At 56.3% G+C, this 19,972-nt stretch carries 13 protein-coding genes and 1 pseudogene; 12 read left to right on the top strand and 2 right to left on the bottom strand.

Annotation, left to right across the window (positions count from 1 at the left end):
* Positions 1–68: 68 nt before the first annotated feature.
* Both mutH and AC4ICF_RS18595 read right to left on the bottom strand, forming a co-directional pair.
* The gene (mutH, locus tag AC4ICF_RS18600; RefSeq protein ID WP_233003223.1) at positions 69–761 is read right to left on the bottom strand and encodes a DNA mismatch repair endonuclease MutH; all 693 of its coding nucleotides are present in this window, start codon (positions 759–761) and stop codon (positions 69–71) included.
* A gap of 151 nt (positions 762–912) precedes the next feature.
* Positions 913–1,002 (bottom strand): annotated as a pseudogene (locus tag AC4ICF_RS18595) (hypothetical protein); the annotation flags it as partial.
* Positions 1,003–1,444: 442 nt separating this feature from the next.
* Between AC4ICF_RS18595 and rppH the strand changes: the two are divergent.
* From rppH to recD, 12 genes are all read left to right on the top strand, one after another.
* Positions 1,445–1,975 (top strand): RNA pyrophosphohydrolase, encoded by a 531-nt coding sequence (rppH, locus tag AC4ICF_RS18590; protein ID WP_013098553.1) that lies wholly within the window; start codon positions 1,445–1,447, stop codon positions 1,973–1,975.
* Positions 1,976–1,987: 12 nt separating this feature from the next.
* Entirely contained in the window at positions 1,988–4,234 is a 2,247-nt protein-coding gene (gene ptsP / locus AC4ICF_RS18585) for a phosphoenolpyruvate--protein phosphotransferase (protein ID WP_116341830.1), read from the top strand.
* A 259-nt stretch (positions 4,235–4,493) separates the two neighbouring features.
* Complete coding sequence (lgt, locus tag AC4ICF_RS18580; RefSeq protein ID WP_316380104.1) at positions 4,494–5,369, top strand: prolipoprotein diacylglyceryl transferase; 876 nt, start codon at positions 4,494–4,496, stop codon at positions 5,367–5,369.
* A 6-nt stretch (positions 5,370–5,375) separates the two neighbouring features.
* Positions 5,376–6,170 carry a thymidylate synthase gene (gene thyA, locus AC4ICF_RS18575; RefSeq protein ID WP_014885081.1) on the top strand — a complete coding sequence of 265 codons (795 nt, stop codon included), beginning with the start codon at positions 5,376–5,378 and terminating at the stop codon, positions 6,168–6,170.
* A gap of 211 nt (positions 6,171–6,381) precedes the next feature.
* Complete coding sequence (locus AC4ICF_RS18570; protein ID WP_239508660.1) at positions 6,382–6,819, top strand: prepilin peptidase-dependent protein; 438 nt, start codon at positions 6,382–6,384, stop codon at positions 6,817–6,819.
* On the top strand, positions 6,810–7,370 hold the full coding sequence (locus AC4ICF_RS18565) for a prepilin peptidase-dependent protein (protein WP_491466118.1): 561 nt from the start codon (positions 6,810–6,812) through the stop codon (positions 7,368–7,370). The genes AC4ICF_RS18570 and AC4ICF_RS18565 overlap by 10 nt, the downstream gene beginning before the upstream one ends.
* Positions 7,367–7,768, top strand: coding sequence for a DUF2509 family protein (locus AC4ICF_RS18560; protein WP_316380105.1), 402 nt, complete (start codon positions 7,367–7,369; stop codon positions 7,766–7,768). The genes AC4ICF_RS18565 and AC4ICF_RS18560 overlap by 4 nt, the downstream gene beginning before the upstream one ends.
* Positions 7,753–8,076, top strand: coding sequence for a prepilin-type N-terminal cleavage/methylation domain-containing protein (locus tag AC4ICF_RS18555; RefSeq protein WP_316380106.1), 324 nt, complete (start codon positions 7,753–7,755; stop codon positions 8,074–8,076). The genes AC4ICF_RS18560 and AC4ICF_RS18555 overlap by 16 nt, the downstream gene beginning before the upstream one ends.
* Before the next feature lie 12 nt (positions 8,077–8,088).
* Positions 8,089–11,463, top strand: a complete 3,375-nt coding sequence (gene recC / locus AC4ICF_RS18550; RefSeq protein ID WP_491466117.1) for an exodeoxyribonuclease V subunit gamma — start codon at positions 8,089–8,091, stop codon at positions 11,461–11,463.
* A gap of 263 nt (positions 11,464–11,726) precedes the next feature.
* Positions 11,727–14,609, top strand: coding sequence for a pitrilysin (ptrA, locus tag AC4ICF_RS18545; protein WP_316380108.1), 2,883 nt, complete (start codon positions 11,727–11,729; stop codon positions 14,607–14,609).
* Entirely contained in the window at positions 14,606–18,148 is a 3,543-nt protein-coding gene (gene recB / locus AC4ICF_RS18540) for an exodeoxyribonuclease V subunit beta (protein ID WP_316380109.1), read from the top strand. Before ptrA ends, recB begins: the two co-directional genes overlap by 4 nt.
* Positions 18,145–19,965, top strand: coding sequence for an exodeoxyribonuclease V subunit alpha (gene recD / locus AC4ICF_RS18535; RefSeq protein WP_316380110.1), 1,821 nt, complete (start codon positions 18,145–18,147; stop codon positions 19,963–19,965). The genes recB and recD overlap by 4 nt, the downstream gene beginning before the upstream one ends.
* Positions 19,966–19,972 lie beyond the last annotated feature (7 nt).

Here is a 19,972-nt window from a genome sequence, read left to right as displayed (position 1 = left end):
CAGGGTGAAGCGGTAAAATCTTAAAAACCAGGTGATTATGTTTGTGAGCTCGCAAAATAAGTAAAAAACTATGTTTTAAGTAAGAAATGACGAGCAAGCAGCGCGCCGGTGAAATTCTTTTTAAGATAAAAACCGCGCGGCAGCGTCAGTATGGGTTCGCCCATCGCGCCGATCGCCTCGGTAAGCGCTTTGCTGTTTGCCGCTTTCGGGCGCAGCTGTAACACTTCTCCGTGTCGGGCGGTAATTCGCTCGACCTGCCCGAGCACAATCATGTCCATCAACTCTTCCCAGTCCAGGCGCAGCTGATGTTCCTCCTCTTCATCCGGGCTCCAGAGCAGCGGTGCGCCAACGCGACGTTCGGCCAGCGGGATCTGCCGTTCACCTTCAACCGGTACCCAAAGCACGCGTTTCAGCTTATGACGCACGTGGCTGGTTTCCCACGTCACGCCGGTATTGCCGGTTAAGGGCGCAACGCAGACAAAGGTTGTCTCCAGGGGACGGCCCCAGCTGTCGATGGGGATGGTTTTTAACTCGACGCCAAGGGCGGCAAAATCTTGCTCAGGTTTGCTCCCGGCGCTGGCACCCAGCCACAGCTCCAGCAGCATGCCGATCCAGCCTTTATCCCGTTTAAGATCCTTCGGGATCTGAAGCCCTGCCATAGCCGCCAGTTCGCCAAGCGAGAAGCCTGCCAGGCGCTGTGCCTGCTCTAGCAGCTGGCCTTCGCTGGACGGCGGTGAGAGCAAGGGGGTAAGCGAATGCATGAAGGTAACCTTTTGATTAAAAAATAAACGAAGAAATTGTCCCCTGTGGATAGAGTTTATCTTTTTCTGTCCCAATATTCCATGTCTATGATTTATAGGTTTTTTTATGAGGTTTTAACTGTTTCATCTGAGACGTAAAACGGGTTGTTCAAATCTGGTCACTGACAATAAACAGGATCTTACACCATGTTATCCACAGAAAAGTGGGATAACTGGGCATAACCCTGACTACTGTTTCAATTTACAGCCTTGACGTGCGATGAAAATCCAAATTTCAGACAAATTGTGCCTAACTTATTGGCACAATCTGTGGATAAAACCGACGCTGTTCGATCTTTCATCAGTACGACGATCCCTGCTGTGACGATCGTCACGCTATTCTGCGTTTTATTTACTGGTATTAAGTTAATCGTATGAAAAATATGATTTTATATTGACGGTGTGAAAGAGGGCGGGAGAGGTTGTTTAAGGTTGTTCATCGGTAATCAGACACTTCTTCACAACTATATCCACAGAAAAGGTGAATAAAATTGTCCTCGTTACCGTATATCTGTTTATAACTCTGCACTTATTTGTGAGTTATTCAAATGTTATTAGGTTGCAGGCCTGTAAGAGAGTGGTTTACCGCCTCACTGTAGTGTGAAACAATCATTCATATATAAGGTTTAGTTTGGGGTAGTCCGGTGATTGATGACGATGGCTACCGCCCGAACGTAGGAATAGTAATTTGTAATCGTCAGGGCCAGGTAATGTGGGCCCGTCGATATGGTCAGCACTCCTGGCAGTTCCCGCAAGGCGGGATCAATCCGGGAGAGTCCCCAGAACAAGCGATGTACCGGGAGCTTTTTGAAGAGGTCGGTTTAAGCCGAAAAGATGTTCGCATCCTCGCTTCGACCCGCAACTGGTTGCGTTACAAGTTACCGAAACGTTTGGTGCGTTGGGACACAAAGCCGGTTTGTATCGGCCAGAAACAGAAGTGGTTTCTTCTGCAGTTGGTGGGCAACGATTCAGACATCAATATGCAAACCAGCAGTACGCCGGAGTTCGATGGCTGGCGCTGGGTGAGCTATTGGTATCCTGTTCGTCAGGTCGTGTCATTTAAGCGCGATGTTTACCGTAGGGTGATGAAAGAGTTTGCAAGTGTGGTGATGCAGCTTCAGGAGATCCCGCCTAAGCCGCAGAGCGCACCTGCCTGGCGACGTAAAAGAGGTTAAGCTACGCAAATCATGCTCACCCGCTTGCGAGAAATAGTCGAGAAGGTGGCCAGTGCTCCGCGTCTCAACGAGGCGCTGAATATTCTGGTCACTGACATCTGTCTTGCGATGGAGACCGAAGTCTGTTCGGTGTATCTGGCCGACCACGATCGGCGCTGCTATTACCTGATGGCGACCCGTGGTTTGAAAAAGCCACGGGGACGCACCGTAACGCTCGCATTTGATGAAGGTATCGTCGGCCTGGTTGGGCGGCTGGCTGAACCTATCAACCTTGCCGACGCGCAAAAACACCCCAGCTTTAAATACATCCCTTCCGTAAAAGAAGAGCGTTTCCGCGCGTTCCTTGGCGTGCCGATTATCCAGCGTCGTCAACTTTTGGGCGTGCTGGTCGTCCAGCAGCGGGAGCTGCGTCAGTACGATGAAAGCGAAGAGTCCTTCCTCGTCACGCTGGCGACACAGATGGCGGCGATCCTCTCACAGTCTCAGCTTGCAGCGCTCTTCGGTCAGTATCGCCATACGCGCATTCGTGCCCTTCCGGCATCGCCAGGGGTAGCGATTGCTGAAGGCTGGATGGACGCCACGCTGCCGTTAATGGAGCAGGTTTACGAAGCCTCTACGCTCGATGAAGCGCTGGAGCGCGAGCGTCTTACCGCCGCGCTGGAAGAGGCGGCAAATGAATTTCGCCGCTACAGCAAACGCTTTGCGGCGGGTGCGCAAAAAGAGACGGCGGCTATCTTCGACCTTTATTCGCACCTGCTTTCCGACGCGCGGCTGCGCCGTGAGCTTTTTGCGGAAGTGGATAAAGGTTCGGTAGCAGAATGGGCCGTTAAAAAGGTCATCGAAAAATTTGCTGAGCAGTTTGCAGCATTAACAGACGGTTACCTGAAGGAGCGTGCCGGCGATCTCCGTGCGCTGGGGCAACGTCTGCTGTTCCATCTTGATGACACCATTCAGGGGCCAAACGCCTGGCCAAAACGGTTTGTGCTGGTGGCCGATGAACTCTCGGCAACGACGCTGGCTGAACTGCCGCAGGACCGGCTGGCCGGTGTCGTGGTGCGCGATGGTGCCGCTAACTCCCACGCCGCCATTATGGTGCGCGCGCTCGGTATTCCTACCGTTATGGGGGCGGATATCCAGCCGTCGGTACTGCATCGACGCACGCTGGTGGTGGATGGTTACCGCGGTGAACTGCTGGTCGATCCTGAACCCGTTCTGCTCCAGGAATATCAGCGTCTCATCAGCGAAGAGAATGAATTAAGCAAGCTGGCGGAAGATGACGTTAACCTTCCCGCACAGCTGAAGAGCGGTGAGCGGATCAAAGTCATGCTCAACGCCGGTTTAAGCCCTGAGCACGAAGAAAAGCTGGGCAGCCGCATCGACGGTATTGGCCTGTACCGTACTGAAATCCCGTTTATGCTGCAGAGCGGTTTCCCCTCCGAAGAGGAGCAGGTGGCGCAGTATCAGGGGATGTTGCAAATGTTCAACGACAAGCCTGTCACCCTGCGTACCCTGGATGTCGGGGCGGATAAACAGCTGCCGTATATGCCGATCAGCGAAGAGAACCCGTGTCTTGGCTGGCGCGGGATCCGCATTACGCTCGATCAGCCGGAGATCTTCCTGATCCAGGTGCGCGCCATGCTGCGCGCTAATGCTGCGACGGGCAATCTCAGCATCTTACTGCCGATGGTCACCAGCATTGATGAGATCGACGAAGCGCGGCGCCTGATCGAACGTGCTGGTCGTGAAGTGGAAGAGATGATTGGCTATGCGATCCCGAAACCACGGATCGGCGTCATGCTCGAAGTGCCGTCTATGGTCTTCATGCTGCCGCAGCTGGCAAACCGCGTTGATTTTATCTCTGTCGGTACCAACGACCTGACGCAATATATTCTGGCCGTCGACCGGAACAACACCCGCGTCGCCAGTATCTACGATAGCCTGCATCCGGCAATCATTCGCGCGCTGGCGATGATTGCCCGTGAGGCTGAACAGTACGGTATTGATCTACGCCTGTGCGGTGAAATGGCCGGAGACTCGATGTGCGTCGCGATCCTGATTGGTCTGGGATACCGCCATCTGTCGATGAACGGCCGTGCCGTAGCGCGCGTGAAGTATTTGTTGCGTCATATAGACATCAATGATGCCCGTGAGCTGGCTGAGCGCAGCCTTGACGCACAGCTGGCGGCTGAGGTTCGTCACCAGGTGGCGGCATTTATGGAACGACGCGGTATGGGCGGCCTGATTCGCGGTGGTCGCTAAAGCCTTCCCCTCTCTCACAGGGCTGAGGGATCCCCATAAATTAATGCGAGCAGTGAACAATCCCCTCGCCCCTTTGGGGAGAGGGCCAGGGTGAGGGGACCAGCGTGCACAAAACCCTATACACATCTTTTACATCTCTGGCGCATCCTCCGCGCCAGCCTTATGCTATGATTCGCAACTTTGGAGCCTCTGCTTAAGGCAGAATCGCATTTCTACCGCTGTCCACTTTCAGCGGAATAACAACATCTTGTGGTGACAGATGAACAGTGGTTATCTGCATTTTCCGGAGTTTGATCCGGTCATTTTCTCAGTAGGACCTGTTTCGCTTCACTGGTACGGTCTGATGTACCTGGTGGGCTTCGTTTTTGCAATGTGGCTCGCGGGCCGTCGCGCCAGCCGTCCTGGCAGCGGCTGGACCAAAAATGAAGTTGAAAACCTGCTATACGCAGGCTTTCTCGGCGTGTTCCTCGGTGGCCGTATTGGGTATGTTCTGTTCTATAACTTCCCGGTATTCCTGAACGATCCCCTCTACCTTTTCCGCGTCTGGGACGGCGGCATGTCTTTCCACGGCGGCCTGATTGGGGTGATCCTGGTGATGGTGATTTTTGCCAAACGCACCAAGCGCAACTTTTTCCAGGTGTCAGATTTTATCGCACCGCTGATCCCGTTTGGTCTCGGGGCTGGTCGTCTGGGCAACTTTATCAACGGTGAGCTGTGGGGCCGCGTTGACCCAAGCGTGCCGTACACGATGCTCTTCCCGGGCTCCCGCGCGGAAGATATCGCGCTGCTGCCGTCGCACCCGGAGTGGCAGCCCATTTTCGATACCTACGGCGTGCTGCCGCGTCATATGTCCCAGCTGTACGAACTGGCGCTGGAAGGCGTGGTGCTGTTTATCATTCTGAACCTGTTTATTCGCAAGCCGCGCCCGATGGGGGCTGTTTCCGGGCTGTTCCTGATTGGCTATGGCGCGTTCCGCATCATCGTCGAATTCTTCCGCCAGCCCGACGCCCAGTTTACCGGCGAATGGGTACAGTACATCAGCATGGGGCAGATCCTCTCCATTCCGATGATCGTAGCGGGTGCCATTATGATGATTTGGGCGTATCGTCGTCGTCCACAGCAACAACTTTCCTGAGGAATCATGAAACAGTATCTTGAATTGATGAAAAAAGTGCTCGATGAGGGCACGCCGAAAAACGACCGTACCGGTACCGGTACGCTCTCCATTTTTGGCCACCAGATGCGCTTCAATCTGCAAGAAGGCTTCCCTCTGGTGACGACAAAGCGCTGCCACCTGCGCTCTATCATTCATGAACTGCTCTGGTTCCTGCAAGGCGATACCAACGTTGCGTATCTGCACGAAAATAACGTCTCCATCTGGGACGAATGGGCAGATGAAAACGGCAACCTGGGCCCGGTATACGGCAAGCAGTGGCGCGCATGGCCAACGCCTGATGGCCGCCATATTGACCAGATCACAACCGTCATGAACCAGCTGAAAAACGATCCGGACTCGCGCCGAATCATCGTTTCTGCCTGGAACGTGGGTGAGCTGGATAAAATGGCGCTGGCACCGTGCCACGCGTTCTTCCAGTTCTATGTGGCCGACGGTAAGCTCTCCTGCCAGCTCTACCAGCGCTCCTGTGACGTGTTCCTGGGCCTGCCGTTTAACATTGCCAGCTATGCGCTGTTAGTCCACATGATGGCGCAGCAGTGTGACCTTGAAGTGGGTGATTTCGTCTGGACAGGTGGGGACACCCATCTCTACAGCAATCATATGGAACAGACGCATCTTCAGCTCACCCGCGAACCGCGTGCGCTGCCGAAGCTGATTATCAAACGCAAACCGGCATCAATCTTCGACTACCGCTTTGATGATTTTGAGATTGAGGGCTACGACCCGCATCCAGGCATCAAAGCGCCCGTCGCTATCTGATGCGATAAAGCGTGACACAACCGGTGCTGTTTAGCGCCGGTTTTTTTTCGTCTTCATCCCGTTTTACGAGGCGTTATCAAGAAAGCGTGCAACGCGCTGCAACACGCTCAATTCTTCGGATAACGCCTCGTAAAACCCTTATTCACCGCTCGCCACGCCCTCGTCGAATCGCCACACTTCCCGCATGAAAAAAGAGAACGGCTTTACGCTTATCGAAACGCTGGTGGCTGTCTCGCTGGTTGTCATACTCAGCGCCTCAGGTCTGTACGGCTGGGACAGCTGGCAGCGGCAGCAGCGGTTGTGGCAAACCGCCGACCAGGTGCGCGACTATCTGGTCTTTCTGCGCAACGACGCCAACCGGCACAACCGCGACCATCAAATTCGCCTTCAGCGGGTGGGCGAAAAGGAGTGCCTCGTGAGCTCAGCCGTACAAGGCTGTGAGAAGGGCAGCCCCTTTGTTCTGATTCCACTCTGGCCAGAGGTCGCGGTGAGCGAAGTCACGCCGTCATTAGGGTTCTATGGGTTAAGGGATACGGCATGGGCAGGGCGGATAAGGGTTCAAAGCCGTGCCGGAGAATGGCTGATCATAGTCTCAGACGGAGGGCGCATCAGAATGTGTAAGGTCTCACAGGGAGGTTCATGTCGATGAGACAGCGCGGTTTTTCGCTGACTGAAGTTCTGATTGCCACGGCCATCAGTAGCCTGTTGTTGATTGGCGCATCGCGCTTTTTACCCGGATTGCAGCGGGCGGTATTACTGCAATCCGGCCAGAGAGAGCTGGAAGAAGAGGTCTGGCAGCGCCTGTTTGCTTTCGGCAAACAGCTTCAGCGTGCGGGTTACTGTGCGGGGAACTGTCAGGGGCAAGGGCTGACGATCGCAAGGCAGGGCAGTTGCGTCATTGTGCGGTGGGATGCCAACAGTAACGGCCGCTGGGATCGTAGTGCATCAGAAAACGACAGCACCGGTTTTCGTCTGGAATCGGGCGCGCTGGAAACCCTGCGTGGGGCAACCTCGTGTGAAGGTAAGAGATGGGAAAAGCTCACGGACCCGGACAGGCTTGCGATTGCACACTTTGTGGTGAGGAAAGTTACACGCGCCGGGTTTGCGCCGGAGCTGAATATCGAACTGTCCGCCCTTCGCAAAGGCGAGCATGGGGAGCCTTATCAGGCGTTGTATACGGTCACGGGGTACAACCTGTGAACCGTCAACGCGGTATGTCTTCTCTGGGGCTGGTCCTGCTTTTGCTGGTGCTCGGTACCCTGATCCTCACTGGCCTAAACCAGCAACTCACCACGTTTAGTGCGCTCGTTGGCGGTGAAAGCCGTTCGCTACAGCAGCAGGCTTCTGTCCAGTCAGCGCTTGAGTGGGGACGCGTTCAGAACTGGTCACCCGACCCTGAAGTTCAGTGTAAAAAGGCACCCGCGTGGCGAGTGTGTTTGCGGCAACTGAGTGAGAACACTGTTTTACTGATTGCTGGAGTCAACGACCTGCTGCTCTGGCGCTCAGGAGAGAGCGTCGACGGTAAAATTCACTTTTCGCCTCACGGCTGGAGTGATTTTTGTCCGCTAGAGGAGCGTTCGCTATGCCAACTGCCATAAACAAAGAGAAAGGATTTAGCATGGTTGAGGTTCTGCTGGCGATGATGCTGCTGGTAATCATCGTCACGGCACTGGCCGGCTATCATCGGGCGCTGGCGGCGCGGTTTACCCTGTTTAACCAGTATCGCCAGCTCTGGCACCATGCATGGAATCAGGCACAGCTCTCGACAAATGTTCTGCCCGCAGGCTGGCAGGCCAGTCGGGTGCAGACAACGCACGCAGGATGTGTCAGCATCACGGTTACACTTATTTCTCCTCTGGGGCGACGCGGTGAGATAACGCGTCTGCATTGCCCGGTTAGCCAGTAGTCGGGAGCGTCTATGTTAAGGGTCTACCACTCAAATCGTCTGGATGTGCTGGAAGCGCTGATGGAATTTATCGTTGAGCGCGAGCGGCTTGACGATCCTTTTGAGCCAGAAATGGTGCTGGTGCAGAGCACCGGTATGGCACAGTGGCTGCAAATGTCGCTTTCCCGTAAGTTTGGCATTGCCGCGAACATTGATTTCCCGCTGCCCGCGAGCTTTATCTGGGATATGTTCGTGCGCGTGTTGCCAGACATTCCCGAACAGAGCGCCTTCAACAAGCAGGGCATGAGCTGGAAGCTGATGGCGCTACTGCCGGAAATGCTGCAACACGATGAATTCGCCATGCTGCGCCACTACCTCAATGACGATACCGATAAGCGCAAGCTGTTCCAGCTGGCGTCCCGCACCGCCGATCTCTACGACCAATACCTTGTTTACCGTTCTGACTGGTTAATTCGCTGGGAAGCGGGCGAGCTGGTTGAAGGACTACCGGAGGCGCAAATATGGCAGGCACCGCTGTGGAAAGCGCTGGTAGAGCATACGGAGAAGCTTGGGCAGCCTAAGTGGCACCGTGCCAACCTGTACGATCGGTTTATCTCAATACTCGAGAATGCGTCGGAGCGTCCAGCCCGACTGCCGTCACGCGTTTTTATCTGTGGGATATCCGCATTACCGCCTGTTTATCTGAAGGCCTTGTATGCGCTGGGTAAACATATTGATATTCATATTTTGTTCACCAACCCTTGCCGACAGTATTGGGGGGATATCCTCGACGAACGTTGGCTTGCGCGGCTGGTAACTCGCCAACGAAAGCGCCTTTTTGAAGAACGATCCGTCCCGCTGTTTAAAGACGGTTCGACTGCCGGGCAGCTTTTTGATGAAGACGGTATCCAGAACCTGCCCAATCCACTGCTTGCCTCATGGGGGAAGCTGGGGCGTGATTACATTCATATGCTCTCCGATATTACCTCATCAGGCGAGGGTGACGTTGACGCCTTTGTCGAGATCGCGCCGGATAGCCTGCTGCATAATATTCAATTAGATATTCTGGATCTGGAAAACCGTGCCGTTATGGGCGTGACGGCGAAAGAGTTTGAGCGCAGCGACAGCAAGCGGAAGCTGGATGCTGAGGATCGCAGTATCACGTTCCATGTTTGCCATAGCCCCCAGCGTGAGGTCGAAGTACTTCACGACCAGCTGCTGGCGATGCTGCAGGACGACCCTGAACTCACCCCGCGCGATATCGTGGTAATGGTGGCGGATATCGACAGCTACAGTCCCTTTATTCAGGCCGTTTTCGGCAGTGCGAGCGGGGAGCGGTACCTGCCTTATGCTATCTCTGACCGTCGTGCCCGCCAGTCTCACCCGGCATTGCAGGCATTTGTTACCCTGCTTTCACTGCCGGATAGCCGCTTTATCTCCGAAGATGTTCTGGTATTACTGGATGTTCCCGTGCTGGCCGCGCGCTTCAACATCAATGAAGAAGGGCTGCGCTACCTTCGCCAGTGGGTAAACGAATCAGGCGTTCGCTGGGGGATCGATGACGATAACGTCCAGGAGTTCGAGCTTCCCCCAACCGGGCAGCATACCTGGCGGTTTGGCCTGACGCGTATGCTGCTGGGCTACGCCATGGAGAGCAGCCAGGGCGAGTGGAACGAAGTGCTGCCTTACGATGAGTCCAGCGGTTTGATTGCTGAACTGGTAGGGCATTTAGCTTCTCTCCTGATGCAGCTAAACCGCTGGCGCCGTGAGCTAATGCAGCCGCGTCCGCTTGAAGCGTGGCTCCCGGTTTGCAGGGCGTTACTTAATGATTTCTTCCTGCCAGACAGTGACACCGAAGCGGCGATGGCGCTCATTGAAACGCAGTGGCAGGCTATCGTCGACGAGGGCGTGAATTCCCACTATCACGAGGCGATTCCTTTGTCGCTGCTGAGAGATGAGTTGACGCAGCGCCTTGACCAGGAGCGAATCAGCCAGCGTTTCCTGGCAGGCCCCATCAATATCTGTACCCTGATGCCAATGCGCTCAATTCCCTTTAAGGTGGTCTGTCTGCTCGGCATGAACGACGGTGTTTATCCTCGTGCCCTGGCACCGCTGGGGTTCGATTTGATGAGCGCAGATCCAAAGCGGGGTGACCGTAGCCGTCGCGATGATGACCGCTATCTCTTCCTTGAAGCGCTTATCTCTGCTCAAAGTAAGCTCTATATCAGCTATATCGGCCGCTCCATTCAGGACAACAGCGAGCGCTTCCCCTCAGTTCTGGTGCAGGAACTGGTGGACTATATTGGCCAGAGCCACTATCTGGCTGGCGATGACGCGCTTAACTGCGATGAAAGCGAGCAGCGGGTGAAGGCGCACATTACGTGTATCCACAGCCGCATGCCGTTTGACCCGGTAAACTATATTGTCAGCGAACAGCAGAGCTATGCCCGCGAATGGCTGCCGGCAGCGAAAAAAGAGGGACGAGCCCATACGGATTTCATTCAGCCGCTTGATCCGCTGCCCATTAGCACCCTGACTTTCGAACAGCTTCAGCGGTTTTGGGCGCACCCGGTGCGCGCCTTCTTCCAGCAGCGACTACAGGTCAATTTCCGTTCTGAAGAGAGTGAAATTCCGGATGCAGAACCCTTTACCCTGGAAGGGCTGGAGCGCTATCAGTTAAACCTCCAGTTGCTGAATGCGCTGGTTGAAGAGGAAGATGCTGACAAACTTTACCGCCGCTACCGCGCTGCTGGGCAACTGCCTTACGGGGCGTTTGGGGAAATTGTCTGGGAGGCGCAGTGCCAGGAGATGACCGCTCTGGCTGAGCGCGTAAGGGAGCACCGCCAGCCCGGACAAAGCATCGAAATCGATCTCCACAGCAATGGCGTACAGCTCACGGGCTGGCTAACCCAGGTTCAGCCCGATGGGCTACTGCGCTGGCGGCCTTCTTTGCTCAGCGTTTCACAAGGATTGCAACTCTGGCTGGAACATCTTGTCTACAGTGCGGGTGGCAATAAAGGCGAAAGCCGGATCTTCGTGCGCAAAGACGGCGAGTGGCGCTTCCCACCAATGGAGGCAGAACAGGCGTTACGCTATCTGTCTTTGTACATCGAGGGCTATCTTCAGGGAATGAACAAACCCCTCCTGCTACTGCCCGAAAGTGGCGGTGCGTGGATAAAAGCCTGTTATGACGCGCAGAATGATGCGATGTTAACGGACGAGGCTTCGCTGCAGAAAGCGCGCAGTAAATTTATGCAGGCCTATGAAGGAAACATGATGGTGCGCGGTGAAGGTGAGGATGTCTGGTATCAACGTTTATGGCGAACGCTTGAGCCAGAATACTTCGAAGCTATTACGGAAGAGGCGCAACGCTACCTGTTACCGTTGTTTAAATTTAATCAGTCCTGAGTGCTGTATAAAAATTGCGCAGTATGGGGTGTTCATTTATGATGCACTTCTTATCACGGACTGATGTACCCAAATAAAGAGATGTTGGCGTGTCCAGCACGCAGTTTGTTAATGATGTTTGCCCTAAGTAATTCGAGTTGCAGGAAGGCGGCAAGGGCGTGAATCCCAGGGAGCTTACATGGGTAAGTGACTGGGGTGAACGCATGCAGCCGACGCACATGCAACTTGAAGTATGACGGGATAGCCGTGATAAAGAGGTCGTAATGCCAGGCAGCACCTTGTTCAAAGCATTTGTTTTGTTTGTCGCCCTTTGGGCGCCCGTCACTCAGGCAGACTCCGGTTGGCAACCCGTCCAGGAAACTATCCGTAAGAGCGAAAAAGATACCCGCCAGTATCAGGCTATTCGCCTTGATAACGGTATGACCGTGCTGCTGGTTTCCGATCCGCAGGCGGTGAAATCCCTCTCGGCGTTAGTGGTGCCGGTTGGATCGCTGGAAGATCCTGAGGCGCATCCGGGGCTGGCGCATTACCTCGAACACATGACGCTGATGGGCTCTAAAAAATATCCGCAGCCGGATAGCCTGTCCGAGTTTTTGAAAATGCACGGCGGCAGCCACAACGCCAGTACGGCACCGTACCGCACGGCCTTTTATCTCGAAGTCGAAAATGACGCGCTGGCAGGGGCGGTTGATCGTCTTGCCGATGCCATCGCCGCGCCGCTGCTGGATAAAAAATACGCCGACCGCGAGCGCAATGCTGTCAATGCGGAGCTGACCATGGCCCGTACCCGGGACGGTATGCGCATGGCGCAGGTCAGCGCCGAAACGATCAACCCGGCGCATCCTGGGTCACGTTTCTCGGGCGGTAACCTGGAGACGCTGAGCGATAAACCGGGAAGCCCGGTCATTGACGCCCTCCATGCGTTTCGCGACAAATACTACTCTGCCAACCTGATGAAGGCGGTTATTTACAGCAACAAACCGTTGCCGGAGCTTGCTGGCCTGGCGGCACAAACGTTTGGCCGGATGCCGAATAAAAATATCGCCCTGCCGAAGATAGACGTACCGGTTGTCACGGACGCGCAAAAAGGGATCATCATCCACTACGTCCCTGCCATGCCCCGCAAAGTGCTGCGCGTTGAGTTCCGCATTGATAACAACACCGCCCAGTTCCGCAGCAAAACCGACGAGCTGGTGACCTACCTGATTGGTAACCGCAGCCCGGGAACCTTATCTGACTGGCTGCAAAAACAGGGACTGGTGGAAGGGATCCGCGCCGATTCCGATCCCGTGGTAAACGGCAACAGCGGCGTGCTGGCGATCTCCGCCACCCTGACCGACAAAGGGCAGGCCAACCGTGATGAAGTGGTTGCGGCTATCTTTAGCTACCTCTCTTTACTGCGCGAGAAAGGCGTCGATAAACGCTACTTTGATGAACTGGCGCACGTGTTGGATCTCGATTTCCGTTACCCGTCCATTACCCGCGATATGGATTACGTGGAGTGGCTGGCAGATACCATGATCCGTGTACCGGTGGCGCACACGCTTGACGCGGTCAATATTGCCGATCGTTATGATGCCGAGGCGGTTAAAGCGCGCCTGGCGATGATGACGCCGCAGAATGCCCGCATCTGGTACATCAGCCCGAACGAACCGCATAACAAGACGGCGTACTTTGTTGATGCTCCTTATCAGGTAGACAAAATCAGCGACCAGACCTTCGCCGACTGGCAGAAGAAGGCCGGTGAGATTGCGTTGAAGCTGCCGGAGCTGAACCCCTATATCCCGGATGATTTCTCGCTGATCAAAACGACTAAGGATTATCCGCACCCGGAGCTTATTATTGATGAGCCGACGCTGCGCGTGGTGTATACCCCAAGCCGTTATTTCGCGAGCGAGCCAAAGGCCGATGTCAGCGTGGTCCTGCGTAATCCTAAAGCGATGAACAGCGCCAAAAATCAGGTGATGTTCGCGCTCAATGACTATCTGGCCGGTATCGCGCTCGATCAGCTCAGCAACCAGGCGGCCGTGGGCGGGATCAGCTTCTCCACCAACGCCAACAACGGTTTGATGCTCAATGCAAATGGCTATACCCAGCGTTTGCCTCAGCTTTTCAAGGCGCTGCTGGAGGGCTACTTTAGCTACACGCCAACGGAAGAGCAGCTTGAGCAGGCTAAATCCTGGTATGCGCAGATGATGGATTCAGCAGAGAAGGGCAAAGCTTACGATCAGGCGCTTATGCCTGCGCAGATGCTGTCGCAAATACCTTATTTCCAGCGTGAAGAACGCCGTGCATTGCTGCCATCAATCTCATTAAAAGAGGTGCTGGCTTACCGTGACGCGCTGAAAACTAACACGCGCCCGGAATTTCTTATCGTCGGCAATATGAGCGAAGATCGGGCCAAAACGCTGGCAGAGAATGTTCGCACGCAGCTCGGTTCGAAAGGCGACGAGTGGTGCCGCAACCAGGACGTGCTGGTTGAGAAAAAACAGAATGTGATTTTTGAAAAAGCGGGGAGTAGCACCGATTCCGCGCTGGCCGCGGTGTTTGTGCCAACGGGCTATGATGAATTCTCCAGCTCTGCGCAAAGCGCCGTTCTGGGACAGATCGTTCAACCGTGGTTCTATAACCAGCTGCGCACAGAAGAGCAGCTTGGCTACGCGGTGTTTGCCTTCTCGATGAACGTAGGCCGTCAGTGGGGGCTGGGCTTCCTGCTGCAAAGCAGCGACAAACAACCGGCCTATCTCTGGCAGCGCTATCAGGCGTTCTTCCCGCAGGTGGAAGCAAAACTGCGCGCCATGAAGCCGGAAGAGTTTGCCCAGATCCAGCAGGCCGTCATCGCGCAGGTGATGCAGCCGCCGCAGACGCTGGGCGAAGAGGCCTCGCAGCTGAGCAAAGATTTCGATCGCGGTAATCTGAAATTTGATTCGCGTGATAAAGTAGTGGCCGAGATAAAACAGCTGACGCCGCAGAAGGTTGCCGACTTCTTCCATCAGGCGGTCATTAAGCCGCAGGGGATCACCATTCTGTCCCAGGTTTCCGGTAGCCAGAACGGGAAAACGGAGTACGTGAACCCGAAAGGCTGGGTAGTCTGGAAGAGCGTCAGCGCGCTGCAGCAATCTATGCCCTGGAGTAAGAAAGAATGACCGACACCGCTGAGTCCCTTGATCCCTTACGTTTACCTCTGCAGGGTGAACGATTGATTGAAGCCTCAGCGGGAACCGGAAAAACGTTCACCATCGCCGCGCTCTATCTGCGCCTGCTGTTAGGGCTTGGCGGCAACGCCGCTTTTCCACGGCCTTTGAGCGTGGAAGAGCTGCTGGTGGTCACCTTCACCGAGGCCGCCACCGCTGAGCTGCGCGGTCGTATTCGGACCAACATCCACGAACTGCGCATCGCCTGTCTGCGCCAAAGCACGGATAACCCTCTCTACGCGAGCCTTCTGGAAGAGATAGCCGATAAGCAACAGGCAGCCCAGTGGCTGCTCCTCGCAGAACGGCAGATGGACGAAGCGTCCGTCTTCACCATTCACGGTTTTTGCCAGCGCATGCTGAGCCTGAACGCGTTTGAATCCGGCATGCTGTTTGAACAACAACTCATCGAAGATGAATCCGTGCTTCGCTATCAGGCCTGCGCGGATTTCTGGCGTCGCCACTGCTATCCGTTACAGCGAGATATTGCCGAAGCGGTACATGCGTTGTGGAAGGGGCCTGAAGCGCTGCTGCGCGCCATCGATCGTTATCTTCAGGGGGAAGCGCCGGTCATCAAATCTCCACCGCCAGCGGATGAAACCCTGGCTTCCTGCCATGAAAAAATCATCGCGAAAATTGCCGACATCAAGCAAAAATGGATTGAGTCAGTCGGCGAGATTGACGCGATCATCGAGAATTCCGGGATCGACCGACGTAAGTTCAATCGCGGCAATCAGGGCAAATGGATCGAGAAGATCAGCGCGTGGGCGCAGGAAGAGACGCGCGGTTACCAGCTCCCGGATGCGCTGGAGAAATTCTCCCGGCGTTTCCTGGTTGAGCGGACCAAAGCCGACGGCATCGTGCCTGAACATCCCCTGTTTGTGGCGATTGAAAACCTGCTGGCGGAACCCCTGACGCTCAACGATCTGATGATCGTCCGTGCCATGACTGAGATTCGCGACGCCGTCGCGCGCGAAAAGCGCCGCCGGGGCGAGCTGGGGTTCGACGATATGCTGAGTCGACTTGATGCGGCGCTGTGCAGTGAAAATGGCGAAGCGCTTGCCGCCGCGATTCGCACCCGCTTTCCGGTGGCGATGATCGACGAATTTCAGGATACCGACCCTCAGCAGTACCGCATTTTCCGCCGTATCTGGCGTCAGCAGCCCGGCACCGCGTTGTTGTTAATCGGCGATCCGAAACAGGCCATTTACGCCTTTCGCGGTGCGGATATTTTTACCTATATGAAAGCCCGCAGCGAGGTTGACGCGCACTACACGCTCGACACCAACTGGCGCTCTTCGCCCGGCATGGTGGAAAGCGTCAATGCGCTGTTCAGCCGCATGGATACGGCGTTTATGTTCCGGGAGATCCCTTTCCAGCCGGTCAAATTCGCCCCGAAAAATACCACCCTGCGCTTCGAGTTTAACGGCGAAACTCAGCCCGCCATGAACTTCTGGCTGCTGGATGGGGAAGGCTGGGGCGTCGCGGACTATCAAAATGCTATGGCCCAGCACTGTGCCGCGCAAATCCGTGACTGGCTCAGCGCAGGCGCGCGCGGTGATGCGTTGCTGTGGAAGGAGGATAAACCAGCCCCGGTAAAGGCATCCGATATCACGGTGCTGGTGCGCAGCCGTCAGGAGGCCGCGCTCATCCGCGACGCCCTGACGCTACTGAATATTCCCTCCGTCTACCTCTCCAACCGCGACAGCGTCTTTGAAACGCTGGAAGCCCTGGAGATGCTGTGGCTGCTTCAGGCCGTCCTGGCCCCGGAGCGGGAAAGCACGCTGCGCAGCGCCTTAGCGAGCGCGATGCTCGGGCTGAACGCGCGTGACATTGATGCGCTCAACAATGACGAAGCCGCGTGGGATTCTGTGGTAGACGAGTTTGTTCGCTACCGTGAAAAATGGCAGAAACGTGGCGTGATGGCGATGGTGCGTGAGCTTATGGCACAGCGTCACATTGCGGAGAATATGCTGGCGACAGCGGGCGGCGAGCGCCGTCTAACCGATATTTTGCATATCAGCGAGCTGCTCCAGGAAGCGGGTACGCAGCTGGAGAGCGAGCATGCCCTGGTGCGCTGGCTTGCCCAGCAGATTGCCGACCCGAACAGCAACTCCTCAAGCCAGCAGATGCGCCTCGAGAGCGATAAACATCTGGTGCAGATCGTCACCATTCACAAGTCGAAAGGGCTGGAGTATCCGCTGGTCTGGCTGCCGTTTATCGCTAATTATCGCGTGCAGGACCAGGCCTTTTACCACGATCGCGAGTCATTCGAAGCGGTACTCGATCTCAGCAACGCGGAGTCCAGCGTTGAGCTGGCCGAAGCCGAGCGTCTCGCGGAAGACCTGCGCCTGCTCTATGTGGCGCTGACCCGTTCGGTCTGGCACTGTTCCCTGGGTGTCGCGCCGCTATTCCGTCGCCGTGGCGAAAAGAGCGGCGAGAGTGATTTTCATCTGAGCGCGCTGGGGCGGCTTATACAGCGCGGCGAACCCAAAGATGCTGCCGGTCTGCGCCAGTGCATCGAATCACTTTGCTCAGAGCATGTTGCCCTGCATATTCCATCCCAGCCCGACAGCAGCCGCTGGCAGACGACGGAGCAGGGAGAGTCAGCGCTGCATGCCCGCGAGGTGACGCGCACCATTGTTGACGACTGGCGCGTCACCAGTTACTCCGGTTTACAGCAGCACGGGCAGAGTATCGCGCAGGATCTGATGCCAAAACTGGACGTGGATGCCGCTGGGGCCGGTAGCGTGCCCGTCGAGCCGGTGCTCACGCCGCACCAGTTCCCGCGCGGCGCCTCACCGGGCACGTTTTTGCACAGCCTCTTTGAAGAGCTGGATTTTACCCAGCCGGTCTCTGAAGAGTGGGTGCTGAAGATGCTGCAGAGCGGCGGCTACGACGCGCAGTGGCTGCCGGTTCTCACTGAATGGATCCGCGCTATTCTGCACGCGCCGCTCACGGCGCAGGGGATCTCGCTGAGCCAGCTGACCGCCAAAGATAAGCAGGTAGAGATGGAGTTTTATCTCCCCATCGCCAGCCCGCTCAGGGCCGAGGCGCTTGATGCATTGATCCGCGAGCACGATCCGTTATCCGCCGGGTGCCCGCCTCTCAACTTCCGCCAGGTGCAGGGGATGCTGAAAGGCTTTATCGACCTGGTTTTCCGCCACGAAGGGCGCTACTACCTGCTGGATTACAAATCGAACTGGCTGGGTGAAAACAGCGAAGCCTATACCCAGCAGGCGATGGCCTCAGCGATGCAAATGCATCGCTACGATCTGCAGTACCAGCTATACACCCTCGCGCTGCACCGCTACCTGCGCCATCGCATGGCCGATTATCGTTACGAAGACCATTTCGGCGGCGTCATTTACCTGTTCCTGCGCGGCGTGGATGCGAACGACCCGCGTTCGGGTATCTTCAGCACCCGTCCGGCTGCGGAGTTGATTGAAAAGATGGATAACCTGTTTGCTGCAAGCACGGAGGAGGTGGCATGACGATGCAGGCGCTACTGCTGGAAGCAGTTGAACAACGAACACTTCGCCACCTGGACGTGCAGTTTGCCATGATGGTGGCGGGCGAGGAGCCTGCCGTTATGCTCGCCGCCGCGATCCTGAGTAAAGATGCGGGGGAGGGACATGTGTGTCTTCCACTGTCGCGTCTGGTGGTGGATGAAAAAATGCCCCCGGCGTTACAGGCGTGTTTCACGCTGCTGGGTAAGGCGGTGGACTGGCAGGCGATATTACTCGGCTCACCTGCCGTGAGCGGAGCCGATACCGGGACGCCAATGATCCTTGTCGGCGAGCGTTTGTATCTGAACCGGCTGTGGCGTAACGAACTGACGGTAGCGCGCTTTTTCAGCGAAACCAACGCCCCGCTTCCCTGTGATGAAGCGCAGCTCCGGCAAACGCTGGATACGCTGTTTACCTCTGACGACGAGACAGACTGGCAGAAAGTGGCGGCAGCGGTGGCGTTAACGCGGCGGATCTCAGTGATTTCGGGCGGCCCGGGCACCGGGAAGACGACCACCGTGGCAAAGCTGCTTGCCGCGCTGATTCAGTTATCGGGTGAGAAAAAGTGTCGTATTCGCCTGGCGGCACCCACCGGTAAAGCGGCTGCACGTCTGACGGAGTCGTTAGGCGGGGCGCTGCAAAAACTGCCGCTTACCGGAGATCAGCTTGCGCTTTTCCCTAACGAAGCCAGCACGCTGCACCGCTTGCTTGGCGCGCAGCCGGGTAGCCAGCGTCTGCGCTACCATGCCGGTAACCCACTGCACCTGGACGTGCTGGTGGTGGATGAAGCATCGATGATTGACCTGACGATGATGTCGCGGTTGATTGACGCTTTGCCGCCGCACGCGCGCGTCATTTTCCTCGGAGACCGCGATCAGCTTGCCTCCGTGGAGGCTGGGGCCGTGCTGGGCGATATCTGCACCTATGCCAGCCTCGGGTACACCGCAGAACGTGCTGAGGAGCTAGTGCGCCTGACCGGATGCTCGCTCGCGGCTGAAAACCATGCACTTGCGGGAGCGCTGCGCGACAGCCTGTGCCTGCTGCAAAAAAGCTACCGTTTTGGCAGCGACTCCGGCATTGGCCAGCTTGCAGCGGCGGTGAACCGGGGCGACCGGCACACGACCTGTGCGGTATTTGACGGCACCTTCACCGATATTGAGAAAAAATCGCTGCAAACCGGGGAAGAGTATCAGGCGATGCTGGATGACGCTCTTCTGGGGTACCAACGTTTCCTGACGGGCGTACAGCAGCAAAGCGCGCCGGAGCAGGTTATTGCTGCGTTTGGCGAATACCAGCTGCTCTGCGCGCTCAGAGAAGGGCCTTTTGGCGTCAGCGGCCTGAACGACAGGCTGGAACAGTTGCTGGCGCAAAAGCGTAAAATCAGCCGTACCCCGCACTCGCGCTGGTATGAAGGCCGGCCGGTGATGATCTCCCGCAACGACAGCGCGCTGGGGTTGTTTAACGGGGATATCGGGATTGCGCTCGATCGCGGACAGGGGCTCCGCGTCTGGTTCCAGATGCCGGACGGTAGCGTGAAGTCCTTCCAGCCGAGCCGCTTGCCCGAGCATGAGACCGCCTGGGCGATGACGGTGCATAAATCCCAGGGCTCCGAGTTTAACCATGCGGCGCTGATCCTGCCCACACAGCTTTCCCCCGTCGTTACCCGCGAGCTGATCTACACCGCCATTACGCGCGCGCGTCAGCGTCTGTCGCTGTATACCGATGAACGGGTGCTGGTGCAGGCGATCGCCACCCGAACGGAACGCCGAAGCGGGCTGAGCGCGATATTTGAGTCCCTCTGAACGAAAG

The sequence above is a fragment of the Enterobacter sp. ECC_219_Taxon_10 genome (assembly GCF_058354905.1).
This window is presented reverse-complemented; position numbering and strand designations above follow the sequence as displayed.